General features: G+C 44.0%; 21 protein-coding genes. 11 read left to right on the top strand and 10 right to left on the bottom strand.

Annotation, left to right across the window (positions count from 1 at the left end):
- Nucleotides 1–7: 7 nt before the first annotated feature.
- The 5 genes from DESDE_RS03785 to DESDE_RS03765 form a co-directional block, all read right to left on the bottom strand.
- Nucleotides 8–973 carry a sll0787 family AIR synthase-like protein gene (locus tag DESDE_RS03785; RefSeq protein WP_014792717.1) on the bottom strand — a complete coding sequence of 322 codons (966 nt, stop codon included), beginning with the start codon at nucleotides 971–973 and terminating at the stop codon, nucleotides 8–10.
- A 33-nt stretch (nucleotides 974–1,006) separates the two neighbouring features.
- Entirely contained in the window at nucleotides 1,007–1,444 is a 438-nt protein-coding gene (locus DESDE_RS03780) for an MSMEG_0567/Sll0786 family nitrogen starvation N-acetyltransferase (RefSeq protein WP_014792716.1), read from the bottom strand.
- The gene (locus DESDE_RS03775; RefSeq protein ID WP_014792715.1) at nucleotides 1,437–2,534 is read right to left on the bottom strand and encodes an MSMEG_0568 family radical SAM protein; all 1,098 of its coding nucleotides are present in this window, start codon (nucleotides 2,532–2,534) and stop codon (nucleotides 1,437–1,439) included. Before DESDE_RS03775 ends, DESDE_RS03780 begins: the two co-directional genes overlap by 8 nt.
- A gap of 90 nt (nucleotides 2,535–2,624) precedes the next feature.
- A complete protein-coding gene (locus DESDE_RS03770) occupies nucleotides 2,625–3,089 on the bottom strand; it encodes an MSMEG_0572/Sll0783 family nitrogen starvation response protein (RefSeq protein WP_014792714.1) in 465 nt (154 codons plus the stop codon).
- A gap of 35 nt (nucleotides 3,090–3,124) precedes the next feature.
- Nucleotides 3,125–3,979 carry an amidohydrolase family protein gene (locus DESDE_RS03765; protein WP_014792713.1) on the bottom strand — a complete coding sequence of 285 codons (855 nt, stop codon included), beginning with the start codon at nucleotides 3,977–3,979 and terminating at the stop codon, nucleotides 3,125–3,127.
- A 600-nt stretch (nucleotides 3,980–4,579) separates the two neighbouring features.
- Here DESDE_RS03765 and DESDE_RS03760 point away from each other — a divergent pair.
- Genes DESDE_RS03760 through DESDE_RS03750 form a run of 3 tightly spaced genes read left to right on the top strand, consistent with a single transcriptional unit; the run spans nucleotide 4,580 to nucleotide 8,304 of the window.
- Nucleotides 4,580–6,178, top strand: a complete 1,599-nt coding sequence (locus DESDE_RS03760) for an ATP-binding protein (protein ID WP_242831322.1) — start codon at nucleotides 4,580–4,582, stop codon at nucleotides 6,176–6,178.
- A gap of 16 nt (nucleotides 6,179–6,194) precedes the next feature.
- Complete coding sequence (locus tag DESDE_RS03755) at nucleotides 6,195–6,887, top strand: response regulator transcription factor (RefSeq protein ID WP_014792711.1); 693 nt, start codon at nucleotides 6,195–6,197, stop codon at nucleotides 6,885–6,887.
- Nucleotides 6,888–6,939: 52 nt separating this feature from the next.
- Nucleotides 6,940–8,304: a sugar phosphate nucleotidyltransferase gene (locus DESDE_RS03750; RefSeq protein ID WP_014792710.1), complete on the top strand. Its 1,365-nt coding sequence runs from the start codon at nucleotides 6,940–6,942 to the stop codon at nucleotides 8,302–8,304.
- Between the two features lie 182 nt (nucleotides 8,305–8,486).
- On the opposite strand, the gene DESDE_RS03745 is transcribed toward DESDE_RS03750, so the two are convergent.
- Together DESDE_RS03745 and DESDE_RS03740 are read right to left on the bottom strand one after the other, a co-directional pair.
- Entirely contained in the window at nucleotides 8,487–9,878 is a 1,392-nt protein-coding gene (locus DESDE_RS03745) for a DUF4179 domain-containing protein (protein WP_014792709.1), read from the bottom strand.
- A complete protein-coding gene (locus tag DESDE_RS03740) occupies nucleotides 9,879–10,412 on the bottom strand; it encodes an RNA polymerase sigma factor (protein WP_014792708.1) in 534 nt (177 codons plus the stop codon).
- Between the two features lie 202 nt (nucleotides 10,413–10,614).
- Here DESDE_RS03740 and DESDE_RS03735 point away from each other — a divergent pair, with 202 nt between their 5' ends.
- The 8 genes from DESDE_RS03735 to DESDE_RS03705 all read left to right on the top strand — a co-directional run bounded on the left by DESDE_RS03735 (nucleotide 10,615) and on the right by DESDE_RS03705 (nucleotide 16,977).
- The gene (locus DESDE_RS03735; protein ID WP_172637580.1) at nucleotides 10,615–11,196 is read left to right on the top strand and encodes an RNA polymerase sigma factor; all 582 of its coding nucleotides are present in this window, start codon (nucleotides 10,615–10,617) and stop codon (nucleotides 11,194–11,196) included.
- 1 nt (nucleotide 11,197) lies between these two features.
- A complete protein-coding gene (locus tag DESDE_RS03730) occupies nucleotides 11,198–11,632 on the top strand; it encodes a zf-HC2 domain-containing protein (RefSeq protein WP_041917203.1) in 435 nt (144 codons plus the stop codon).
- 20 nt (nucleotides 11,633–11,652) lie between these two features.
- Nucleotides 11,653–12,417 (top strand): DUF2953 domain-containing protein, encoded by a 765-nt coding sequence (locus DESDE_RS03725; protein ID WP_014792705.1) that lies wholly within the window; start codon nucleotides 11,653–11,655, stop codon nucleotides 12,415–12,417.
- Nucleotides 12,407–12,766, top strand: coding sequence for a GerW family sporulation protein (locus DESDE_RS03720; RefSeq protein ID WP_014792704.1), 360 nt, complete (start codon nucleotides 12,407–12,409; stop codon nucleotides 12,764–12,766). Before DESDE_RS03725 ends, DESDE_RS03720 begins: the two co-directional genes overlap by 11 nt.
- A gap of 239 nt (nucleotides 12,767–13,005) precedes the next feature.
- Nucleotides 13,006–13,623, top strand: a complete 618-nt coding sequence (locus DESDE_RS03715) for a TetR/AcrR family transcriptional regulator (RefSeq protein WP_014792703.1) — start codon at nucleotides 13,006–13,008, stop codon at nucleotides 13,621–13,623.
- A gap of 6 nt (nucleotides 13,624–13,629) precedes the next feature.
- Nucleotides 13,630–15,000, top strand: coding sequence for a B12-binding domain-containing radical SAM protein (locus DESDE_RS03710; protein ID WP_014792702.1), 1,371 nt, complete (start codon nucleotides 13,630–13,632; stop codon nucleotides 14,998–15,000).
- 71 nt (nucleotides 15,001–15,071) lie between these two features.
- Nucleotides 15,072–15,212, top strand: coding sequence for a hypothetical protein (locus tag DESDE_RS22245; RefSeq protein WP_207636040.1), 141 nt, complete (start codon nucleotides 15,072–15,074; stop codon nucleotides 15,210–15,212).
- Between the two features lie 397 nt (nucleotides 15,213–15,609).
- The gene (locus DESDE_RS03705; protein WP_014792700.1) at nucleotides 15,610–16,977 is read left to right on the top strand and encodes a citrate/2-methylcitrate synthase; all 1,368 of its coding nucleotides are present in this window, start codon (nucleotides 15,610–15,612) and stop codon (nucleotides 16,975–16,977) included.
- Between the two features lie 123 nt (nucleotides 16,978–17,100).
- Here DESDE_RS03705 and dapA read toward each other — a convergent pair whose 3' ends face one another.
- The 3 genes from dapA to DESDE_RS03690 all read right to left on the bottom strand — a co-directional run bounded on the left by dapA (nucleotide 17,101) and on the right by DESDE_RS03690 (nucleotide 20,256).
- Nucleotides 17,101–17,979, bottom strand: coding sequence for a 4-hydroxy-tetrahydrodipicolinate synthase (gene dapA, locus DESDE_RS03700; protein ID WP_014792699.1), 879 nt, complete (start codon nucleotides 17,977–17,979; stop codon nucleotides 17,101–17,103).
- Nucleotides 17,980–18,110: 131 nt separating this feature from the next.
- Entirely contained in the window at nucleotides 18,111–19,346 is a 1,236-nt protein-coding gene (locus tag DESDE_RS03695) for an NAD(P)-dependent malic enzyme (RefSeq protein WP_014792698.1), read from the bottom strand.
- 22 nt (nucleotides 19,347–19,368) lie between these two features.
- On the bottom strand, nucleotides 19,369–20,256 hold the full coding sequence (locus DESDE_RS03690) for an HpcH/HpaI aldolase/citrate lyase family protein (protein WP_014792697.1): 888 nt from the start codon (nucleotides 20,254–20,256) through the stop codon (nucleotides 19,369–19,371).
- Between the last annotated feature and the right edge of the window lie 296 nt (nucleotides 20,257–20,552).

The raw sequence follows: 20,552 nt of genomic DNA, 5'->3' as shown, positions 1-20,552 counted from the left end.
CTCGCACTTAGGATTGGGCAAAACCCATTAATGGAGTTTTCAAATCCCAGATAACTTTACTTGCTCCGCGTCCCCAGACAGTTATAGTTGAATCCTCTATAACCCTCCCATAAGGAACGCAGCATATTTCCTTTTTCTCAAATACATTCATGACATCCCGCACTTGTTCCGGTCGAACAGATAAGATAAATCCATAACTATGGAAAACTTTTAACCATTGTTCCAGCCCGACTCCCAGCGGGCAGGGAATCTCATCCAAATCAATCTCGGCACCATATTCAGAGGTCTCTAACATCATAATCGTGGTTCCCAGGATTCCCGCCATACTTACATCCTTAGCGGTATCACAAAGTTCCGCCTCTGCCAGGAAGGGAAGACATTCTAATTCCTCTCTGAGTTCCTCAGGTGAACACCTGCTGGAGCAATCCCAGAAATTAAAACCATCTCGTATATTCCCTTCTAATTTGCAGACGAGCATCAGTTGATCCCCCGGGCGGGCGGTGTGACTGGTTAGTAATTTTTTGGCCTGACCTAGTATGGCAACAGCTAAAGCTGAAGTATCTCTGTTCTTGGTAAAATGCCCTCCAACGATAGGTACCCCGAATCGCTCGGCATTCTCCTGCATTCCTTTTAAGACCTTTGAGGCAACCTCATCATCGGTAGCAAAAAGAACATCCACAACTGCCGTAGGTCGTCCTCCCATTGCGTAGATATCGCTGACATTGGTTAAGACGCAACACCTGCCGGCCAATTGAGGATCGGCTCGTAACAAAGGTGGCCATACCCCCTCGGCCGCCAAGAGCAGATAGCCCTCATTACTTGGAATAGCCGCGGCATCATCCCCCAGAAGAACCGGTTGACCATTCACAACGGGGCTAATCGGCAAACTGCTCGCGACTGTCTGGATATCCTGCTTCTCTTGTAGACCGCTTGTCTCCATCCAATCAGCGACAAAATCATTGAGCCAAGACATACTCTCATCCTTCCATGCTGGTTACTCTCGATGTTAAAAAACCACTTTCATATCATAATGAACTACATTGCTGAACACTGAACTTTTCCCTGTTAGAGACCATCCTAATCTCTCAAAAAACTTAACATTTTGCTCCTGAATATGAGCATAGAATATACGGCACCCACGACCTTGAACTTCCTCCATGGCTTTACGAACCAGAAGGGCTCCCAATCTCCCGCGAAATTCGGGCAATACGGCAAGCCTTCCCCCCACCCAGTCTCCATTTTCTATGGGATAGCAACGTACTACTCCAGCTACTCTCCCGCTTTCAGCTTCTACAGCAATAATCGGTACGGCTATGGTATCGTAGTCATCAGAGTCGTCTTCATTAAAAATGCCTTGTTCGTTCACAAAGACTGCTCTTCTTACCTCTTCATACTGCTTGATTTCTTCTCTACTCTCAGCGACTTTCAACTCATATTTAGCCATGCTTTTTCCTTTCAAAAGCGGGCAGCACCGAACAAGCTCCACAACGCACACAGCCGGCTTTACTGTCCGATGCGCTTAACCCATGATCAGCTAAAGCTCTTGCAACTTCCCCATAGATTTCCGCCATAGCCTTCGGCTCCGGCGGTGCCATATTAGCGAAGGGGGTCTCTTTCACCGGCCGAAGGGGTACCACAAAAGGATATACTCCCATTTCGATGCAACGCATACAGCCTGCTAACGTATCGGCCAGACTCTCCCCTAATCCGATGATGATATAAGTGCTCACTTGATTTCGGCCGAAGACTTCTACCGCTCCGGCGAAGCCTTTGAAATAGTCTTCTATGGATATCTTGGCCTTTCCAGGTGTAATACGCTCTCTGACTTTTTGGTCAAAGCTCTCCAGGTGCATTCCAACTGTATCCACGCCGCATTCTTTTAGGTGGCGATAAATATCCGGATCATCTACAGGTTCAAATTGGACATGGACAGGAAGTCCTGTCCCCTCTTTGATAGCCCGGGCGCAATCACCCAAATGCTTGATACCGTATAAGGGATTAACTGTCGTACCGGCTGTAAGGGTTACATGAGTTACCCCATCTAAGCGCTGAGCTGCCCCGGCTACCTCTGCCAACTGTTTAGGGGTTTTTACCGGTACCGTGTTTTCATCATCCAGACTTGTCCCGATGCCACAAAACTGGCACCGCTCCCCCCCATGCCAACGGGAACATGTTTGAATGACTGTGCTGGCCAAACAATCCCGTCCGTGGAGAAGAGCAATTTTGTTATAAGGCACACCATCCTCTGTATGCAATTCATAGAAACGGGGGGGGGCGATTAACCCCACCTCGCTGACTACTTCCCCATCTTTGTAAATAAGGGCGTGCTCTCCATCCTCATGCAAGGAGTATTCAGAACTCATAGCACATTCCCCACTGGTGGGAACCGTAATCTGATAGTTCCCAAAGACCATCCCCTTGCCATTAGCGGGACCCGCCCCGCCTTGACGCCCCTTGCCCGAACCTTGTTCCAGGCGAATACCTTTACTCTGCAATTCCACCATGAGTTTCGCTTTTTTCAACGAGCTGCCCATTTTCCTTACTCCTTTACTGCTCCCATCGGGATAGCCCCCTCCCCCGGCGAGCCGGGGAAGGGGTGAATGTTTATTTACCGATAGAGAGATTTACATCCAAGTTCCCATGATGAAAGCGCCTGATTTATAGTGATCAAGGGAGATGTCAAGAACATCAAGGGGATCTACGGGAATTACACCTTCAAGCAAATCTTCTTCCCGGAATCCGGTAGCACCTAATCCGAATTGGCAGACATAGACTTTGCCGCCTTCTTTCATGAATTGGGTCAATCGTTGGCTATGGGCCAGATGGCCTGGATAAAACTCGTCTCCAACTTTGGGGTAACCCTTGGTTCCGCTTCCCAGAAGAACGCCGGAGGGTCCATAAAGGAGAATAGACGTTTCAAATCCCTTACGTTGAAGACGGGTAGCGGTTAAGAGCGCAATTAAGGTAACGGATGCTTCAGTAAACATCCCGTGAATTTGGACCAGTGCTCTTTGTCCAGGTTCAGCTTTATGATCTGGAAAGATCTTATTTTTAGAGTAAAGACTATCTCCAACTTGTACCTTGGCCATTTGTATTTCCCCCTATCGTTTAATCCTTAAATTTCTTACTTTTTCTTGAAACCGTAAACGCGTTCAGCGTTTTCCCAGAAAATCTTATTCTTGAATTCCTCGGAGATATCCGCGCCTTCCCATTTCCAGTATTCGGAGGGGAGGTCGCTCCATGGTTCGTCAGAACCCCAGAGGATGCGATCTTCGCCTACTCCAGCTTTAGCGATTTCATCCAATAGGAAGCGCACACCGAAACCAATTGCCCAGCAACCGTCGGTGTAAACTTGATACCCTTCTTTCACCCAATTGATGAATTTAGGAACCATTTTAATATGACCACTTACACCGCCACCGAGATGGATGATATGGATACGGATGCGTTTTCCATACTTCTCAATGAATTTATAGTAATTACTGATGTCTGAGCTGCCGCCTGAGCTTGAGTGAGTTTGCAAAGTGAGGTCATATTTTTCACAGGTGCTTACGATCAATTCTGTAAGCTCTTCTTGCTCTGCATCATATTTTTCCGGGTCGGGATTGCCTCCAAGCAAATAAGTCATCTTCAGGCAGGCAATACCCGGTTCACCTGCGTATTTAAGCGCTTCTAACGTGAGTTCCTTATTACGAGGAAGATTGGATACCCAGATACCACCGAGAAGACGGTCGGACTTTCTTACTGCTTCAATGACCAAAGGGTTAAGGCTAAAGGGTTGCTCATGCTTGGGAATTCCATAGTTAGGACAAACAAGTGCCTTTTTGATCCCATACTTGTCCATATGAGCTAAGTAAGAATCCACATCAGGATATTCGATTACCGTGGGGTTTACTTCTTCCTGGAGATCATAATACTTCCAGGGGGCCATTGGCCCAATGTGCGAATGTGCATCGAAGACATTGCGCAAAACCTTCAAGACAATTCCTCCTTTTAATTCTCCTACCCCGCCTAGGATGGGGTATTCCCTATAGGGTTGTATTCATTGTACAATTCCAAAATTTCAGGCAAGTGGTAATTAGCTAACAACTCATCGGATTTTTCATACCATAACATTGTACTTTTGCTTTCCGTAACCTTATCTTGTCTATCTTTTTAGCTATATTTTACTTGCAGGACTATCACACATTTCTTGCAGGAATATTACATCGTCAAATCTCATGTTTCCGGACAGACTGAAAGCCGCCCTACAGGCGGCTTTCAGTCTTCTCGATATTTTCTCAGATTAGCCTAGCACGACGGTTTGCTAGAAGAGCCATATGGTTGACTACTTAATCAGGCTTCGATACAATGTACGAAAAGAAGGGGAATTTGTTTTAAAATCTGATGAAATAATGAAAATAAAAACTATATGTTTGCTTTTTTTAAAATTAAATTAAAAATATAACAATGTATCTTTATAAGTCTGAAAATTTTTATAATTGCAAGGATGGACATTTTGAAACTTTTTAAAAAATCCCCTCAGAAATATCTTAATACGCAAATACTAGGGCTAGTTACCATAATTATTACGATGTTTATGAGTGTATACATAGCAATCAGCGGATATCAGCAATATCAATTAGCTCTTAAAAACCTGCACAATAGTACCTCCATGCTTGCCCAAGAACTGATTGCGACTCGTGTCTTCATCGCTGAACAACAGGATGTGATCAACGTCGATCGGGATGGCACCCTGAACTTTAAACATTTTAACCCTTCGGTAGCTATTCGGGGAATCTCTGAAATTTTTAACGGAACTTTAGGCTATACTTTTAAGCAAACTCAGCTTAATGTACGGAATTCAGTCAATGCCCCCGACTCATACGAACAAGAGGTTTTAGAAAAGTTCTACCAGGATCGCAGTTTGACCGAATATTATTCAATTGATTATACAAATAAAACCTACCGGTATTTAGTACCCCTTGACTATGAAGAAGGTTGTTTGAGCTGCCATGGTGGTCCTGCCGGAAGTATAGATATTACGGGATACTCCCGTGAAGGGGCACAATTGGGGGATTTTGCCGGAGTCATCAGTATTACGGCCCCATTAGAGCCCACCTACGCTGCGCTTTCCTCCGCCGTGATTCAAGATCTTATCTCAACCTTAATCCTGATTATCAGCTTATCCGCCGCCATCTACCTCGTCATCCGTTCTCGAGTGGTAAAACCTCTTGAAAGTATGGCTGATTTAGCGACTCATTTCAGCGAAGGGCATCTCTCCATTCCCACTATGGCTCCAGCAGAGAATTATGAAATCCACGTCCTCCAAAGAAATCTCTTTACTATGGCAAATAATCTAAAAAACCTCTATGACACTCTGGAGTCTAAGGTTGACGAGAGAACCATTGAATTGCTCAGGGCAAACCAAGCTCTGCGTCTCCATCAAGAAAGTCTGCATCGTATCAATGAAGAACTGACAAAGGCCAACGAGGTCAAGTCAGAATTTATTGCTCTTATGAGCCACGAACTGCAGACCCCTCTTACTTCTATCATCGCCTATAGCGAAATCCTCATTCAACAAGGTATAGACGTTCCTGAGTCTTCTGAATATCTGTTTGATATTTACCAGAGCGCTCACCATTTACTGGATCTCATCACAGATCTTCTGGATTTCTCCAAAATCGAGCAGAATAAATTGCATCTTCATCCTTCCTTCTTTGAATTCTCCGAGGTGACTACTGTCCTCGAAAATATCTTTAACCCAATGATTCAGAATAATAAACTTCAGTTTTCTATGGATATTCCCCCTGATTTGCCTGCCATCGAAGCCGATAAAAATAAAATCAAACAGATCCTTATGAACCTCTTATCCAATGCGATTAAATTTACTCCTTGTGGCGGAAGAATTCATCTCCAGGCCCGCTATAATGAACAGAAGGAAGAGATTCAGGTCTCTCTGACGGATACCGGCCGAGGAATTGCCCCAGAGCAACTTCAACAAATATTTGAGAAATTTTATCAGGTGGACTCCGGTACCTGCCGCGAATTCGGCGGATTAGGACTCGGCCTGGCGGTTACTAAGCAAATGATAGAGCTCCACGGGGGGAAAATACAGGTTGATAGTATTCCAGGACAAGGAAGTACATTCCATTTCACCGTTCCGACTACCGCTTCATACCGAGCAGACACTATTTAGAAAGAAGGGGTACACCATGCCAAAGGTTTTGGTTGTCGACGATGAACCTAAAATTCTCAAGATTATCGAGCATAGCTTACGGCGAGAAGGCTATGATGTGATTACAGCCCTTGATGGGAGCCAGGCTATCGAACAATTCCACCGTCAGGAACCTGAACTGATCATCCTTGATTTAATGCTCCCTCATGTAGACGGTTTCCAGGTCTGCAGAACGGTTCGAGAAACGTCTTCAATCCCTATCATCATTTTGTCAGTACGAAACGAGGAGCTGGATAAAATATTGGGGTTCAACCTAGGTGTCGATGACTATCTCGCCAAACCGTTCAGCCCTGTAGAGCTCTGTCTGCGCGTTAAAGCTGTTTTACGACGTACCCGCAAAGAGGAAAGCACACCGACCCCGGATTCCAGCGTTTTTAACAGTAATGGCCTTTATATTAACCCATCAACACGTGAAGTCGCGATCAACGATCAGCCTGTGGAGTTAACCGCTAAAGAATTTGACATGCTTTGGTTCCTTGCCAAGCATCCCAACAAAGTTTTTACCCGAAAGCAGTTGCTCTATCAAATTTGGCAAGCGGACTATTATGGTAATGATGATGCGGTAACTGTTCTTATCAGCCGCCTACGGGAGAAAATTGAACTCGACAAATCGCAACTTTTCCATATAAGGACTTTAAGAGGAGTCGGATATAAGCTTACTATCGAATAATCCACCTCTAGTTCAAGATATTTGATCTAGAAGTAGATCTGGGGAGATCGTTATGCAACTCATTTTGCTTTCCGGTGGAGCGGGAAAAAGACTTTGGCCCATTTCCAATCAAGCACGTCCCAAACAATTCGTCAAGATTCTCCAAAATCAAGATGGTCAGACCGAATCCATGGCCCAACGGGTATGGCGGCAGCTTCACGCCAAGGGATTGACCTCATCAACACTTATTGCCTGCTGTGAATCTCAGACTGATAATCTGACCTCTCAGCTTTGCCCCGACATCAAATTCGTTTGCGAACCTGAACAACGGGATACTTTTCCCGCTATTGCTCTTGCCTGCTCTTACCTGCATACTCAGGAAGACCTTAATGAAGATGAGGTCGTCATCGTTGCTCCCATCGATACCTATGTCGAAGAAAACTTTTTCGATAACTATAGAGAACTTGCCCGATTATTGACTGAAGAACACGGGGAAGTCGGATTGATTGGGATCGCACCCACATCACCTTCCTCTTCTTTTGGGTATATGGTTCCCTCCTCAGAAGCGGCGGACCCTGACTTTTTAAGAATAGAGCGTTTTGTGGAAAAACCTCAACCTGAAGTAGCAGAAAAAATAATCAAAGAAGGGGCTTTATGGAATAGTGGAGTTTTTGCTTTTAAGTTAGGTTTTATTCTGAACTGGTTAAATAGCCATAACTTCCCGACTCAATACGAAGACCTGCGATATTGTTATTCTTCCCTGCCAAAGACGAGCTTTGATTATGAAGTATTGGAAAATTCCTCTCAAATCATTGCCGTAAAATATGAAGGAAACTGGTTAGACCTTGGTACATGGAAGACCTTAACCGCTATCTTGCCTCAGACCATAGGTAAGGGGAGAACAAGTCCGGATTCGGTAAATACCCACATAATCAATGAACTCGATATCCCCATTCTCACCTTGGGGACCTCTGATATAGTGGTAGCTGCCGGCCCCGATGGCATCCTTGTGGCTGATAAGGACTCAAGCCCCCGCCTGAAAGACTTTACCGGTGCTTATCAAAACCGCCCTAGGTATGAAGAGAGGCGCTGGGGTTGGTATTATGTCCTCGATCACTCAAAATCGCTGGATGGTTATGAAGTTCTAACCAAGAAACTTCATCTTCACCATGATAAGTGTTTAAGTTACCAAGTTCATGGCATGCGTACTGAGGTATGGACCGTTACCAGTGGGAACGGACTGTTTGCCTGCGATGACAAGATCTATCCGGTGAAATCAGGGGATGTCCTTCATATTCCGGGCGGAACAAAACATGGTCTGAAGGCCATCACTGATTTAGAGCTCATCGAAGTTCAATCCGGGATTAACTTAATCGAAGAAGATATCACCCGCATTTACCTCTCCTGGGAAGAAGTCGTAAAGCACTGCACCCAGTAAAATAAATAAGCTTAATTGCTCCCTTCATAATTAATCTTGAATATGCAATCTCCAAATGACTAAAGCCCGGGAAGAAATCCTTAAAAAAGAATTTTCCCGAGCTTTCTTTATTATACTTCCCTATCCTTTTTCCTCACATAAATTCATAGAGTATGAGCATCTTACTCATGAGTGCTTCATATCTATTCTGCTAGTTTAATCGTAACTGCTTCATCCTCATTAAGCTTCATCGGTCGAGCATAATATCCAACCTTTTTTGCCTTAGCGATAATCTCTTCGCCGCTGACATCCTTAAAGGTAAGGGTAATGGTGATTTTCCCGGTTTCCCGGTCATAGCTGTCATCATGAAACGCTGCAAAATCCAAACTCTCACCGTTTTCATCCAGCAGTATCAAATCAGGATAACTAATCCCCACTGCTCCCTCCTGATGGAAAGTAGCTACCGCTTTTTCCGGGGTAAGCTCCAGCCCTTCCATCACAAAGCCACCCAGTTCACTCTCCGGCATAGCAATCGGATAACTGCCGATTTCTGCAGTCCGCAGCTTCGGTGCAGGTAAGCCATCCTCCTCACTTCCGCTAACTATGGGAATAAGAGTCAGCTCCTTCATATCCGTTCTGCCTCCGATAAACTCAAAGTTGTTGGTGACCTTTATGAAGAAATTGCCTCCATAGGTAGCCGTAGGAATGACCGTCAGATACCGGCCCTGCTCATCTCGAAGAGCAAACTGTGAGAAGGTATTTTCTGCTCTTTCACTAAGCACAATTTGATTGCCAAAGGGAGAGATGGATACCTTTTCGATGGTAATATCATGCTTATATTCCCCATTCCAGCCAGTGGTCACCTTAGCCTTCATCTTGGGGGCAACCGTTAAGCTTTCCACGGCAACACTGCTTTTGTCCACACTTAAAGGAATATGCCAGCGCCCTTCTTTACCAAAAATCTCTTCAGTGTAGATCTCAAGATTCATAGTATCCTCTAAAAGCCCCACCACAGCAAATCGTTGCATACCTTTCAGAGTATAAGGATCTTCCAGATAAGCATCGATTTCATTTTGGGCAGGAGGTTCAATATAACGCCCATTCTCTTTAAACCAGAAATGAGGGGCTGTCCAATTGATGCGCCACTGCTCTATAGTCTCTTCGTCGCCTAATAGTTGGATAGGCTCTTCACTCTCGGCTGTATAGAAAACACTAATATAATTATCATCAACCGCCAGATTATCCACCGTCACCTTAATTCCCTGGTCACTGGCAGAGACTCCGACTTGACTGTTATACTGCTCATAGACCGCTTGCTGGGAGAGATATTTGAAATCCCGCGGGGCATTAAAATAGCTGATCACGCCGCTGCTCATCTCACCTACGAGAGGGGAAGCAACCACCGACATCGAAGCAAATACTATAAAACCCGCTACAACAAGAAACATCTTCTTGGGTAATCTTCTTACTCCCTGTGTCTTCTCGGGTAAATTAGCCATTAAAGAATCCATCCTTTCCGAAAATCCTCTGGGGACGTTAATCGGTTCACCTTTTGCTTTGTTTTTTATGAATTGGTCAAAGTCATGATGTTCCATTTATTCCATGCCCCCTTCATTCACTAACAACACTTTTAATTTTTGTCTTGCCCTGGCCAAACGCGATTTCACCGTGCCTGTGGGCAAGCTTAACGTTTTACTAATATCCTTGATACTCATATCCTCATAATAAAAAAGCACGGTTATGGTGCGGAACTCCTCATCCAGTTTTTTCACGGCAGTCCATAGCTCTCCTGATTCATTAATCATGCTTTCCGAACTCTCTTCGGGAACCTCAAGTTCTTCTAAGTATATGACTTTCTTGCGCTTATTGGCTAAAGAATAGGCTTCATTGATGACAATCTTCATAATCCAGGGCTTAAAACTGGCAAAGGATCGCAGATCGCTCAAATTCCTATAAGCCTTCAAGATCGCTTCACTGGTCACATCTTCTGCATCTGCGTCATTATGGACAATGCTCTTGGCCAGCCGAAACATATTTAATTTGTGATTATCTATGTAGGTACAAAATCTCTCTTTTTCTTCACTTGCCGTTCTACTTAAGCTACGATTAAAGACGGTTTTCGTAAGCACATGGGGTACCCCCTCGTTTCCCACCCTTTCCAAATCTCTTATCACCTCAGTCTTGCTTATTTGTCCAGACACCTGATAGATGATTATGAGAAGGAAAAGGTTCCCGTATTAAAAACTTTTTTAAAAAATATCTTATTTAGCAAAACTTTATTGGATTTATTGTGTATTAATTAAGTGAGGCAAAAACTATAAACATAGAAGGATGATCCGAGCTTTGGACTCTTCAGATGCAACCCTCCTGAAACTTTATAAGAAGGATAAAAATCAAGGGTTGGAGCTTCTCTACGATCGGTATAAGAAGTATATCTATACAATTGCTTACCATTATGCCGGAAACAAGGAAGATGCTCTCGATTTAACCCAAGATGTTTTTCTGTCCATCTTTAAATCCTTGGATCGCTTCGATGACAGCTTTTCTATGCTCCCTTGGATTAAACGGATTACGGTCAATAAATGTTTAAACTACCTAAGGGATAAAAAGGACGCCTTATCCTTAAACCAACATAATGAAAATGGTCATGAAATTCAAGAGCTACTTCCTTCCAGCAATCGGACCGAGGAAGCGACTCTATACCTGGATACAAAGGAGACCCTGGTCAAGGCCATTCATGCCCTTCCTTCTGAAGAACGCATGGCTATTATCCTAAGGCATATGAAGGGTATGAAGTATGAGGAAATTGCCAAAATTATGGGAGTTCCTTTAGGAACAGTAAAGACCTATTTATATCGAGGGCGAAAAAATCTTAAGACGTGTTTAAGCAAAGACGGATTATGGGAGAGATAAAATGATGACATGTAAACTGGATAAGCTACTGCTTCAGGATCTGCTGGACGATACTCTTGATCCCATAGAAAAGCTCTTTGTGGATGAACACCTTAAGATCTGTCCGGAATGCCGAAAGGAGCTCAATGAGCTGAAGCTTCTTTTCTGGGATCTCAGCGATAAATCTACTTATGAAATTGAACTTCCTCCTGAGCTGGATCAGCTTAAAGGCATCCTCCTTGAGCAAGTCTCTGAGCCTTCTTCTCAGAGTTCTTTCACTGCCCTTGTGGAAATCCAGCGTAAAAATATAAGATCGGCCAGCAGGTTCCTCGATTATGTACCCGGTGTTAAAGCAAGCAATAACCTCGCTAAAGAAAGTTTAAAAGCCACCCCATCAGCTCTTAAATTGGTATCAAAAGGTCTGCTCAAGAGCACTAAGTTGCTCAAAGCTAAGTAGTAGGCCTTGGAGGTGATTTATTGTTCTTATCCATACTTGGTTTTCTTTTACAAGCCCTTGGTTACCTCCTCTTAGCGATCCTCATCATAGTTTTGGCCCTATTAATCATTCCCTACCGCTATCGTATAGCCGGAGAAAAATATGAGCAAAGTCTATTGGAAGGCTCCATCACCTGGCTCTTTGGAGGAATAAAGATTGATTTTAGCCGCACTTTTCCTGGAAGGTTCAGAATCAATCTCGCTGTTTTTCGATGGATTGAACATACCTTTGAACCAAAGACTCCTCCCAGTAAGTCAGAGAAAGAAGGACTCCCTCCTATCGGGAAGTCCGAGAAAGACAAGTATAGCAAAGGAGTTGATCACGCTGCAAAGAGCAAATCCAGTCATAAGGGCAAGGGAAAGAAATCTTCATTTAAAGAGTTTTTAAGGCCGGACATCCTAAAGGAGGCTCTCTCAACTCTGGTCAAACTACTTAAGCACTTTCAGCCCCATACCCTCTTTGTTTCTGCCAAAGTGGGATTCAGCGATCCCATGATGACCGGCTTGCTTTATGGTCTGCTCAGTCAGTTTCATTTCTTGATTCATAAACATGATCTTCATGTGCAACCGGTGTTCGATGAAGAAGTCCTTGAAGGAAAATTTTTAATTGGTGGCCGAGTTTGGGTTCCCTCTCTCCTCTTTATGATTCTAGGGTTCCTGCTCTCTAAACCAGTTAGAAGTATATACATTCCCAAGCTCTTTAAAAAACCAAAGAAATCTAAAGGAGGTCCTCAATATGTCAATTAACACAAAAGAAAACATCGATACGATTTTTGAAAAACTGGAAAGCTTTCTAAAGTCCAAGACCGTGGTTGGAGATCCTATTAAAGTGGGCGAAACTACTATTATTCCCTTTATTGACATTACTTTCGGTCTTGGAACAGGCGGCGGCGGTGGTAAAGATGAGAAAGGTAACGACGGAACCGGCAGCGGTGCCGGCGCAGGGGCTAAAATCCATGCCACCGCAATCCTGGTCATCAAAGGTGATCAAGTTGAGCTCCTTCCCATTAAAAAAGCCGGTGGTTTAGAAAAGCTCCTGGATATGGTTCCGGAAATCGTGGATAAAGTAAAAGAACAAAAGGATGATGAAGATTAATCCTTATTCAAACAGCGAACATTATAGATAACCACTTCCTACACAAAAACGCGGCTCAAAATGAGCTGCGTTTTTGTGTAGGAAGTGGCATCTTCTTTAGAGAGTTTACATCTGACAAATTATGTTTTATACTTAGAACATAAAAATTAACTTGGTTAACTTTTATGTTCAGTTCATATTTTTACTAAGTAAGCTTATTGTCTCTATCGGAGCCAATACAAAACCCTAAGGAGGTCATGATGAGTAAGAACAGTACCTTAAATCGGCGAGAACGAAAAAAAGAAGAGACAAAGCAAAGTATCCTTACTACAGCTATTCAGTTTTTCCAAACCCAAGGCTACGATGCCACGACCATGGAGCAAATAGCGGAGGCTGTGGACATTTCGAAAGTGACACTCTACAATTACTTCCCCTCTAAAGAGCTTATTGTGGCCGAGTTCTTTCAAGACATGAGTCATCAATTTGTGGATCAGGTTTTGGACTTTTTGGCAAAACTACCGACTACCCGCTCAAAAATTTATGAATATTTTCGTGGGCAGTTTGAATGGAACCTCCAATACCGTGAACTCCTTCAAATCTACTTTGTTCACCAGTTTCAATCTATGTTACAGCCAGAGGCTTATCAGAACAGCGGTATGGATCAGGTTCTTGCCCAAATCATTCGCTACGGTCAGGAAGCGGGTGAATTACGCCAAGATCTGCCGACAGAATACTTGGCCAAGCATCTTGAGATTATGTATGTCATGGAATTTATGGTCTGGATCCTTGAGGGAGATTCTTGGAACCCTGAAAAACATCTCGCGGCAATGGTTGATCTCTTTATGAATGGTGCTGAAAACAAAAGCGAAATGAGGTAAAAGCAATTGAAAGTACTATTGATCCAGCCTCCCAGCAGCACAGTCTTTATGGACAAAGTATATATGTATGAGCCTCTCGGATTGGAATACCTTGGTGCGGGTTTGAAGGAAGATGGTCATGAGGTACTTCTCCTTGATGCCCGCCTGGAACCGGATTTTGAAAGGGCCTTTTACTCCTTTCAACCAGATATTGTGGGTATAACAGGATATACTAACCATCTAAACATTGTTAAAGCAATTGCTGCTCACTTCAAGGAGATTAATCCAGATGTGTTTATCATCGTTGGCGGTCATCACGCCACTGTAAAACCTGCCGACTACAACGACCAGGCTATCGACTTAATCGTTATCGGGGAAGGGGTCTTTACCCTGCGCCAGGTTCTGAAGCATAAAGAATCTCAGCTCCCCTTGGGAGATATACCGGGCTTGGCCATACCAGGCTCCATCATGTCCTTTACCGCTGAGCGTCCCTATACAAATCTGGATGATCTGCCCTTTCCCGACCGTTCCTTGACCGCCCGTTACCGCAACCATTATTTTAGTGACTGGATGAAACCCATCGCCTCGATCCGGACTTCTTTGGGATGTTTCGGACGGTGCAATTTTTGCGCCCTATGGTCAATAACCAACGGAAAATATCTGCAGCGAAACCCGGAACGGATCGTTGCGGAATTGCATGGGATCCAAGAAGAAATTGTTTTTTTCTGTGATGATGAATCCATGTGTGACACAAGAAGAATGGATCAACTGGCCGATCTGATCCAGGTAGCAGGCATACGCAAAAAATATTTCCTCTATGGCCGGGTTGATACCATTGTGAAACATCCTGAACTATTTGCCAAATGGAAAAACATCGGCTTAATCCAAGTCTTCGTCGGCTTTGAGAGCTTTTCCGATGAGCACTTGCAAGGCCTTAATAAAAACATTACAGTGGCACAACAAGAAGAGGCAGTAAAGATTCTTAATGACCTTAACATCGATATCTATGGTTCCTTTATCATTGATCCTTCCTTTACCCGCCAAGAATTCGATCAACTGATTGCTTATACCCGTAAACTCAATATTTCTTATGCCGCCCTCTCCATCCTTACCCCTTTACCGGGAACAGCACTTTACGAACAGAACAAGGACCGGCTTCTGACTCATGATCCCAAATTCTTTGATTTCATGCATACGGTATTGCCCACTGCCCTGCCACTTAAACAGTTTTACAGTGAATATGCCCGAACCCTTATGAAGGCTACTCCGGTTCCCCGTTATTTCAGGTTCATTTCCAAGTTTGATCGCAAAAGAAGAATGTCCACCATGAAGGAACTCTATGGAGTAGTGACCGATGTCCGGGAAGGGTATAAATGGCATCTGGCAAAAGAATCTTAAGTGACTATAAAGAGCATCTCACTTCTTGTCGAACAATACTATAGAATAACCCATAGAGCGATTAAGATGAGGTGGCAGACATGAATATCTCCCGGGAAAGGCTTCACGATTTAATTAACCAAATACCTGATGATCGTTTATCTTATCTTGACGATGTGTTTAACCGGATCTTGAGAATCGAATTACATGAGCGTCCTCCCTTGCTGCAATAGCGAGTGAGGACGCTTTTCGTCAATGATTAAACAAACAAATGGATAAACATCACAACAAGAAAAAAATATCCTGTAAAGCTTGCTTCCAGATACTCAAAGCAGCATCAAAATAAAGCAGTAAAGTAATACTAAGAGTAAAATGACAGGTAGCGATTAATGTATACATTTCATATACCGTGCACCTTCTTATTTTTCCTTCAGATATCATATATAATATTAGTGTTCTTCTGAGATGCTTTATAACAAGAATTTACTTGACTAATTCCCACTGACAACTCATAATGTATATAAAGTTGTCTGCAAGTAATCTCTTGCTTTCAGCAGGCTATACAGCTTAAAAGTAAGCCTGTCACACCAAAAGAATATACGATTAAAAACATAAAGAGGAGTTGTTGCTATGGAAAATGTTGACCTCAAAAATTTTGAAGAAAGTATGCTGGATGAACTCAGTGGACTTACTGTAAAGAAAGGTCCCATTGACCCGGAACTTTACCAGAAGTATGAAGTTAAGCGCGGACTTCGCGATTTAGACGGTAGAGGTGTGTTGGTGGGCTTAACCGAGATCGGTGAAGTTCATTCTTATATTATCGATGAAGGGGAAATGGTTCCCGTACCCGGCCGGCTTATTTATCGGGGCTATGATATTACGGATCTTGCTCGGGGCTTTATGGAGGATAACCGTTTTGGATTTGAGGAGACAGCCTATCTTCTTCTCTTTGGCAAATTACCGAACAAGCAGGAGCTCTTTGATTTTCATAGTCTTCTCGACATCTATCAAAAACTCCCTGATAATTTTGCCAAAGATATGATCCTCAATGTACCTAGTAAAGACATCATGAATGGAATGGCCCGCAGTGTCTTGGGCTTCTATTGCTATGACTCCAATCCCGATGATACTTCCATAAGAAACGTACTCAAACAATGCATCCGCCTGATTGCTGCCTTCCCTGCCCTTGCTGTTTATTGTTATCAAGCCTATACCCATTATCACGGGAACAAAAGCTTGGTTATTCATAGCCCTCAACCTGAATTAAGTCTGGCTGAAAATATTCTTTATATGCTGCGCCCAAACCACAAATATACGGAGCTGGAAGCTAAGCTTCTGGATCTGGCCTTAGTCCTTCATGCGGAACATGGCGGGGGAAATAACTCCTCCTTTGTCACTCATGTGGTTACCTCCACCGGAACGGATACTTATTCAGCCATAGCATCAGCATTGGGCTCCTTACGAGGACCAAAGCATGGCGGTGCCAACCATAAAGTTATTCAAATGTTCCAGGATATCAAAGAAAAGGTCTCCGATTGGCAGGATGAGGATGAACTCAGCGCCTACCTTGACAAAATTCTTCTCAAGGATGCCTTTGACCGCTCCGGATTGATCTATGGAGTCGGTCACGCGGTCTACTCCATCTCCGACCCCAGAGCCGTAGTTCTGAAGCACTATGCTTCGAAACTCGCCGCTGAAAAGGGTCTGGATAACGAATTCAATCTTTATGCTAAAGTAGAAGAACTGGCTCCCCAGATCATTGCTAAGCACACGAAGATTTATAAAGGAGTCAGTGCCAATGTAGACTTCTATTCAGGTTTCGTGTATCAAATGCTCAATCTCCCTCTGGAAATGTTCACTCCTATTTTTGCGCTCTCCCGCATCGCCGGTTGGAGTGCTCATCGGATCGAAGAAATCGTCAATGGCGGAAAGATCATTCGCCCTGCTTATAAGAGCGTGGTACCCCGTCAAAAATATATTCCCCTTAACAAAAGATAACGGCGTCAAGTCGTATATTGGGAGCTTTAGGTTAGAACTATATGGACCTTGCTCAATCAAAAGGAGCTGTTGTACCGCGAACTATTTTGTTCGTAGTGCAACAGCTCCCTTTTTGCCACATCTTCACCTTAGCTTCCACCCGCTAAGTATTTCATTTAACACTTTTTCTTCTGCCGGTGTCGTTTCAACCAGGGGCGGCCGTACACTCCCTACTTCAATCCCCATCTGATTGAGTAAATATTTGATCGGAACAGGATTGGCCGTAATAAAAACTCCTTTAAAAATTGGCATCAGCTTTAAGTGCCACCAGCGTGCTGTTTCAATATCTCCGGAAATCCAAGCATCGATCATCAGCTTCATCTCATTCCCAACAATGTGGGATCCTACACCAACGACCCCATTACACCCCAGTGCCAGCATGGGGAGAGTCAGGGAATCATCCCCGCTAAAGATTTCAAATTCATCAGGTAATATTCGCTTCAATTCGCTCACTTGATCCATTGATCCTGAAGCCTCTTTAAGTGCTGTGATGTTGGGGACACAGCTTAAACGCAGAACGGTTTCAGGCAAAAGATTCGCAGAAGTCCTCCCCGGCACATTATACATCATGAGCGGATGAGAAGATACTTCCGCGATCCCGCGAAAATGGCGGTATAACCCTTCCTGTGAAGGTTTATTGTAATAAGGCACGACGGCAATTAGACCATCGACCTCCGTCTCTAAGGTGCGAAGAGCCATTCCGACACTTTCCTGTGTTGAATTGCTCCCTACACTTGCGATGACTTTGGCCTTTGATCCGACCGCTTTTTTTACAACCCTAAATAATTCAAGCTTCTCTTCATCTGCTAAGGTAGGGGATTCTCCAGTTGTGCTTGCCACAACGATTCCATCTGAGCCATGTCTTACCAAGTACTGCGCCAAATCGGCCGCCGCTTGATAATCCACTTCCAGCTCTTTATTCATTGGCGTAACCATCGCAGTTAATAACCTGCCAAAGCTCACTACTCTCAACTCCGATTTCAATTCAAAATTCCGATTCTATTCCTGCTTCTTGTACATTCTGAATAGTTAACAAAGAAACAGCCATGGCTGGGGCTGTTTCTTTGCTTAACTATTTAGGAGGAATCTAAATCTTATTTGCCTTCTTGGGCAAGTAAGCTGATTAAATTCAGAGCAACCTGCTCTGGATCGACCTTCTTTTTGGCCACACCGCTCTCCATGGCTGCTTTGGCTACAGCCGCAGCTACAGCGGGAGCCACCCGATGGTCGAAAGCTTTCGGAATGATATACTCTGCATTGAGCTCCTCAGGGCTGACAATGGAAGCGATTGCTTCCGCAGCGGCAATTTTCATTGGCCCATTGATTTCTCTCGCTTCGGTGTCAAAGGTCCCGCGGAAAATTCCGGGGAAAGAGAGAATATTGTTGATTTGGTTGGGATAGTCGGAACGGCCGGTTCCTACTACAGCAGCGCCCGCTTCCTTAGCCTTTTCAGGCATGATTTCCGGAACAGGATTAGCCTGAGCAAAGACAATTGCATCTTTGGCCATGGACCGGATCATTTCTTGTGTTACTGTATTTCCTACGGAAATTCCGATAAATACGTCAGCGCCCTTCAACGCTTCCGCAAGGCTGCCCTTAACCTTAGAACGATTCGTCTTTAAAGCGATTTCCGCCTTATATTTATTCATGCCTTCGGTGCGTCCCTCATAAATCGTTCCTTTGGTATCGCACATAATTATATTTTGGAGACCGCAATCCATCAACAGCTTAACGATGGCCATCCCTGCCGCACCGGCTCCACTTGTTACGATCTTAACATCCTTCAGGTCCTTCTTAACAATCTTCAGAGCATTGATCATAGCCGCCAAGGTCACGACAGCCGTTCCATGCTGGTCATCATGGAAAACAGGACCATCATACACTGCTTTCAATTTCTCTTCGATTTCAAAGCATTCAGGTGCTTTAATATCTTCTAAATTGATGCCTCCAAAAGTAGGCTCCAGTAATTTGACCACTTCGACAATCTTATCCATATCCTTTGTGTCCAAACAAATGGGAAAGGAATCTACCCCAGCAAAATTCTTGAATAGAAGAGATTTCCCTTCCATTACAGGCATAGCCGCACGGGCACCAATATCTCCAAGACCAAGAACAGCGGTACCATTGGAAACCACGGCCACACAATTAGCCCGATTGGTGTAAGTGTTAACCAATTCAGGATTTTTAGCAATTTCCAGACAGGGTTCAGCCACTCCCGGGGAGTAAGCTAAGCTCAAATCATTGTAATCACGGCAGGGAACTTTAAGAGCGATCTTGATTTTGCCATGATGATCAGCATGGAGTTTCAGCGCATTCTCTCTTAAAGACATTTAAAACACTTCCTTTATCTGTTTACTTTTTCCCAAGCTTAGCATCAATCTCAGCTTGATTCGCAAGAATGTCGAGAGCATTGCTATAAACAGGAGTATCCACCAGCTTATCCTTATAGACGATTGCTGCTTTTCCTTTAGCAATAGCCTCTTCTTCGAAAACCTTCTTAATCTCTCTGGCCCATTGTACATCTTCCGGGTCAGGAGAATAGAGACGATTAGCGGCTTCCACAAGGCTGGGATGAACAATCATCCGTCCTTTATACCCCAATTGGCGCCCTTCCGCTATGTTGCGCGCATATCCTTCTTTGTCAGTGTAATTGAGGAAGGGCGCATCAAGAGCTATAATACCGGCAGCACGAGCCGCAACAGCAACATAACCCCGAGCGAACTGCTGCTCTTTTGCTTCAGGGGTCAGCTTAACCTGCATATCACGGGTAAAATCTACCGCTCCGAAAATTGCCGCAGTAACACGAGGGCTGGCAGCACAAGACTCATAGGCGTTGATGACACCGATGGCGGTCTCTATAAGCAGGCAGATCTTTATGCTTCCTACTTCCAGACCATTCTTCCGTTCCAGCTCCTCAAGTCTCCAGGCCAAACGCTGTACGTCGCCGGCACCGGCAACCTTGGTGAGATTGATTCCTGTAAGACCTTCACATACTGCAGCTTCCAGATCATCATCAGTCATATTCGTTTCCCAGGCATTCACTCGAACCCACGCCTCAGCACCTTGAGAGCCCGCGTGCTTGATATTCGCACGCACCATTCTGCGTGCTCTTGATTTTTCCTGAGGTGGTACCAAATCCTCCAGATCTAAAATAAGTGCATCCGCCTCATAGGTTAAGGCCTCATCCAGAGCCTCCTTATCATTTCCTGCAACAAAGAGTACTGATCTCATAATAGCCATGTTTCTTCCTCCTTACTGAATTGCGTTTTCATACGCTTTTTGTGCTTTCATTGTAGATACCCCACGCCTTTAAGTAAAATACCTATTCTGAATACAGTCTATTTACGAACTGAATAAGCTCTGACTTTTCCTAATTTCCACACTATTCATTCGCTCTACTTATTCGCACTCTTTATTCTCCCATTGAATACGCAATATTCTAAATGGTTATTTTACTCCCTTAGAAAAACTCTTTATTCTAAAGATGAGCCACAAGTCTTTTGAGGAGATGGATCAAAAGCTTAACTGAAAATGCT

Origin of the sequence: Desulfitobacterium dehalogenans ATCC 51507 (assembly GCF_000243155.2) — a bacterium.
In the GTDB taxonomy this organism is placed as follows: domain Bacteria; phylum Bacillota; class Desulfitobacteriia; order Desulfitobacteriales; family Desulfitobacteriaceae; genus Desulfitobacterium; species Desulfitobacterium dehalogenans.
This window is presented reverse-complemented; position numbering and strand designations above follow the sequence as displayed.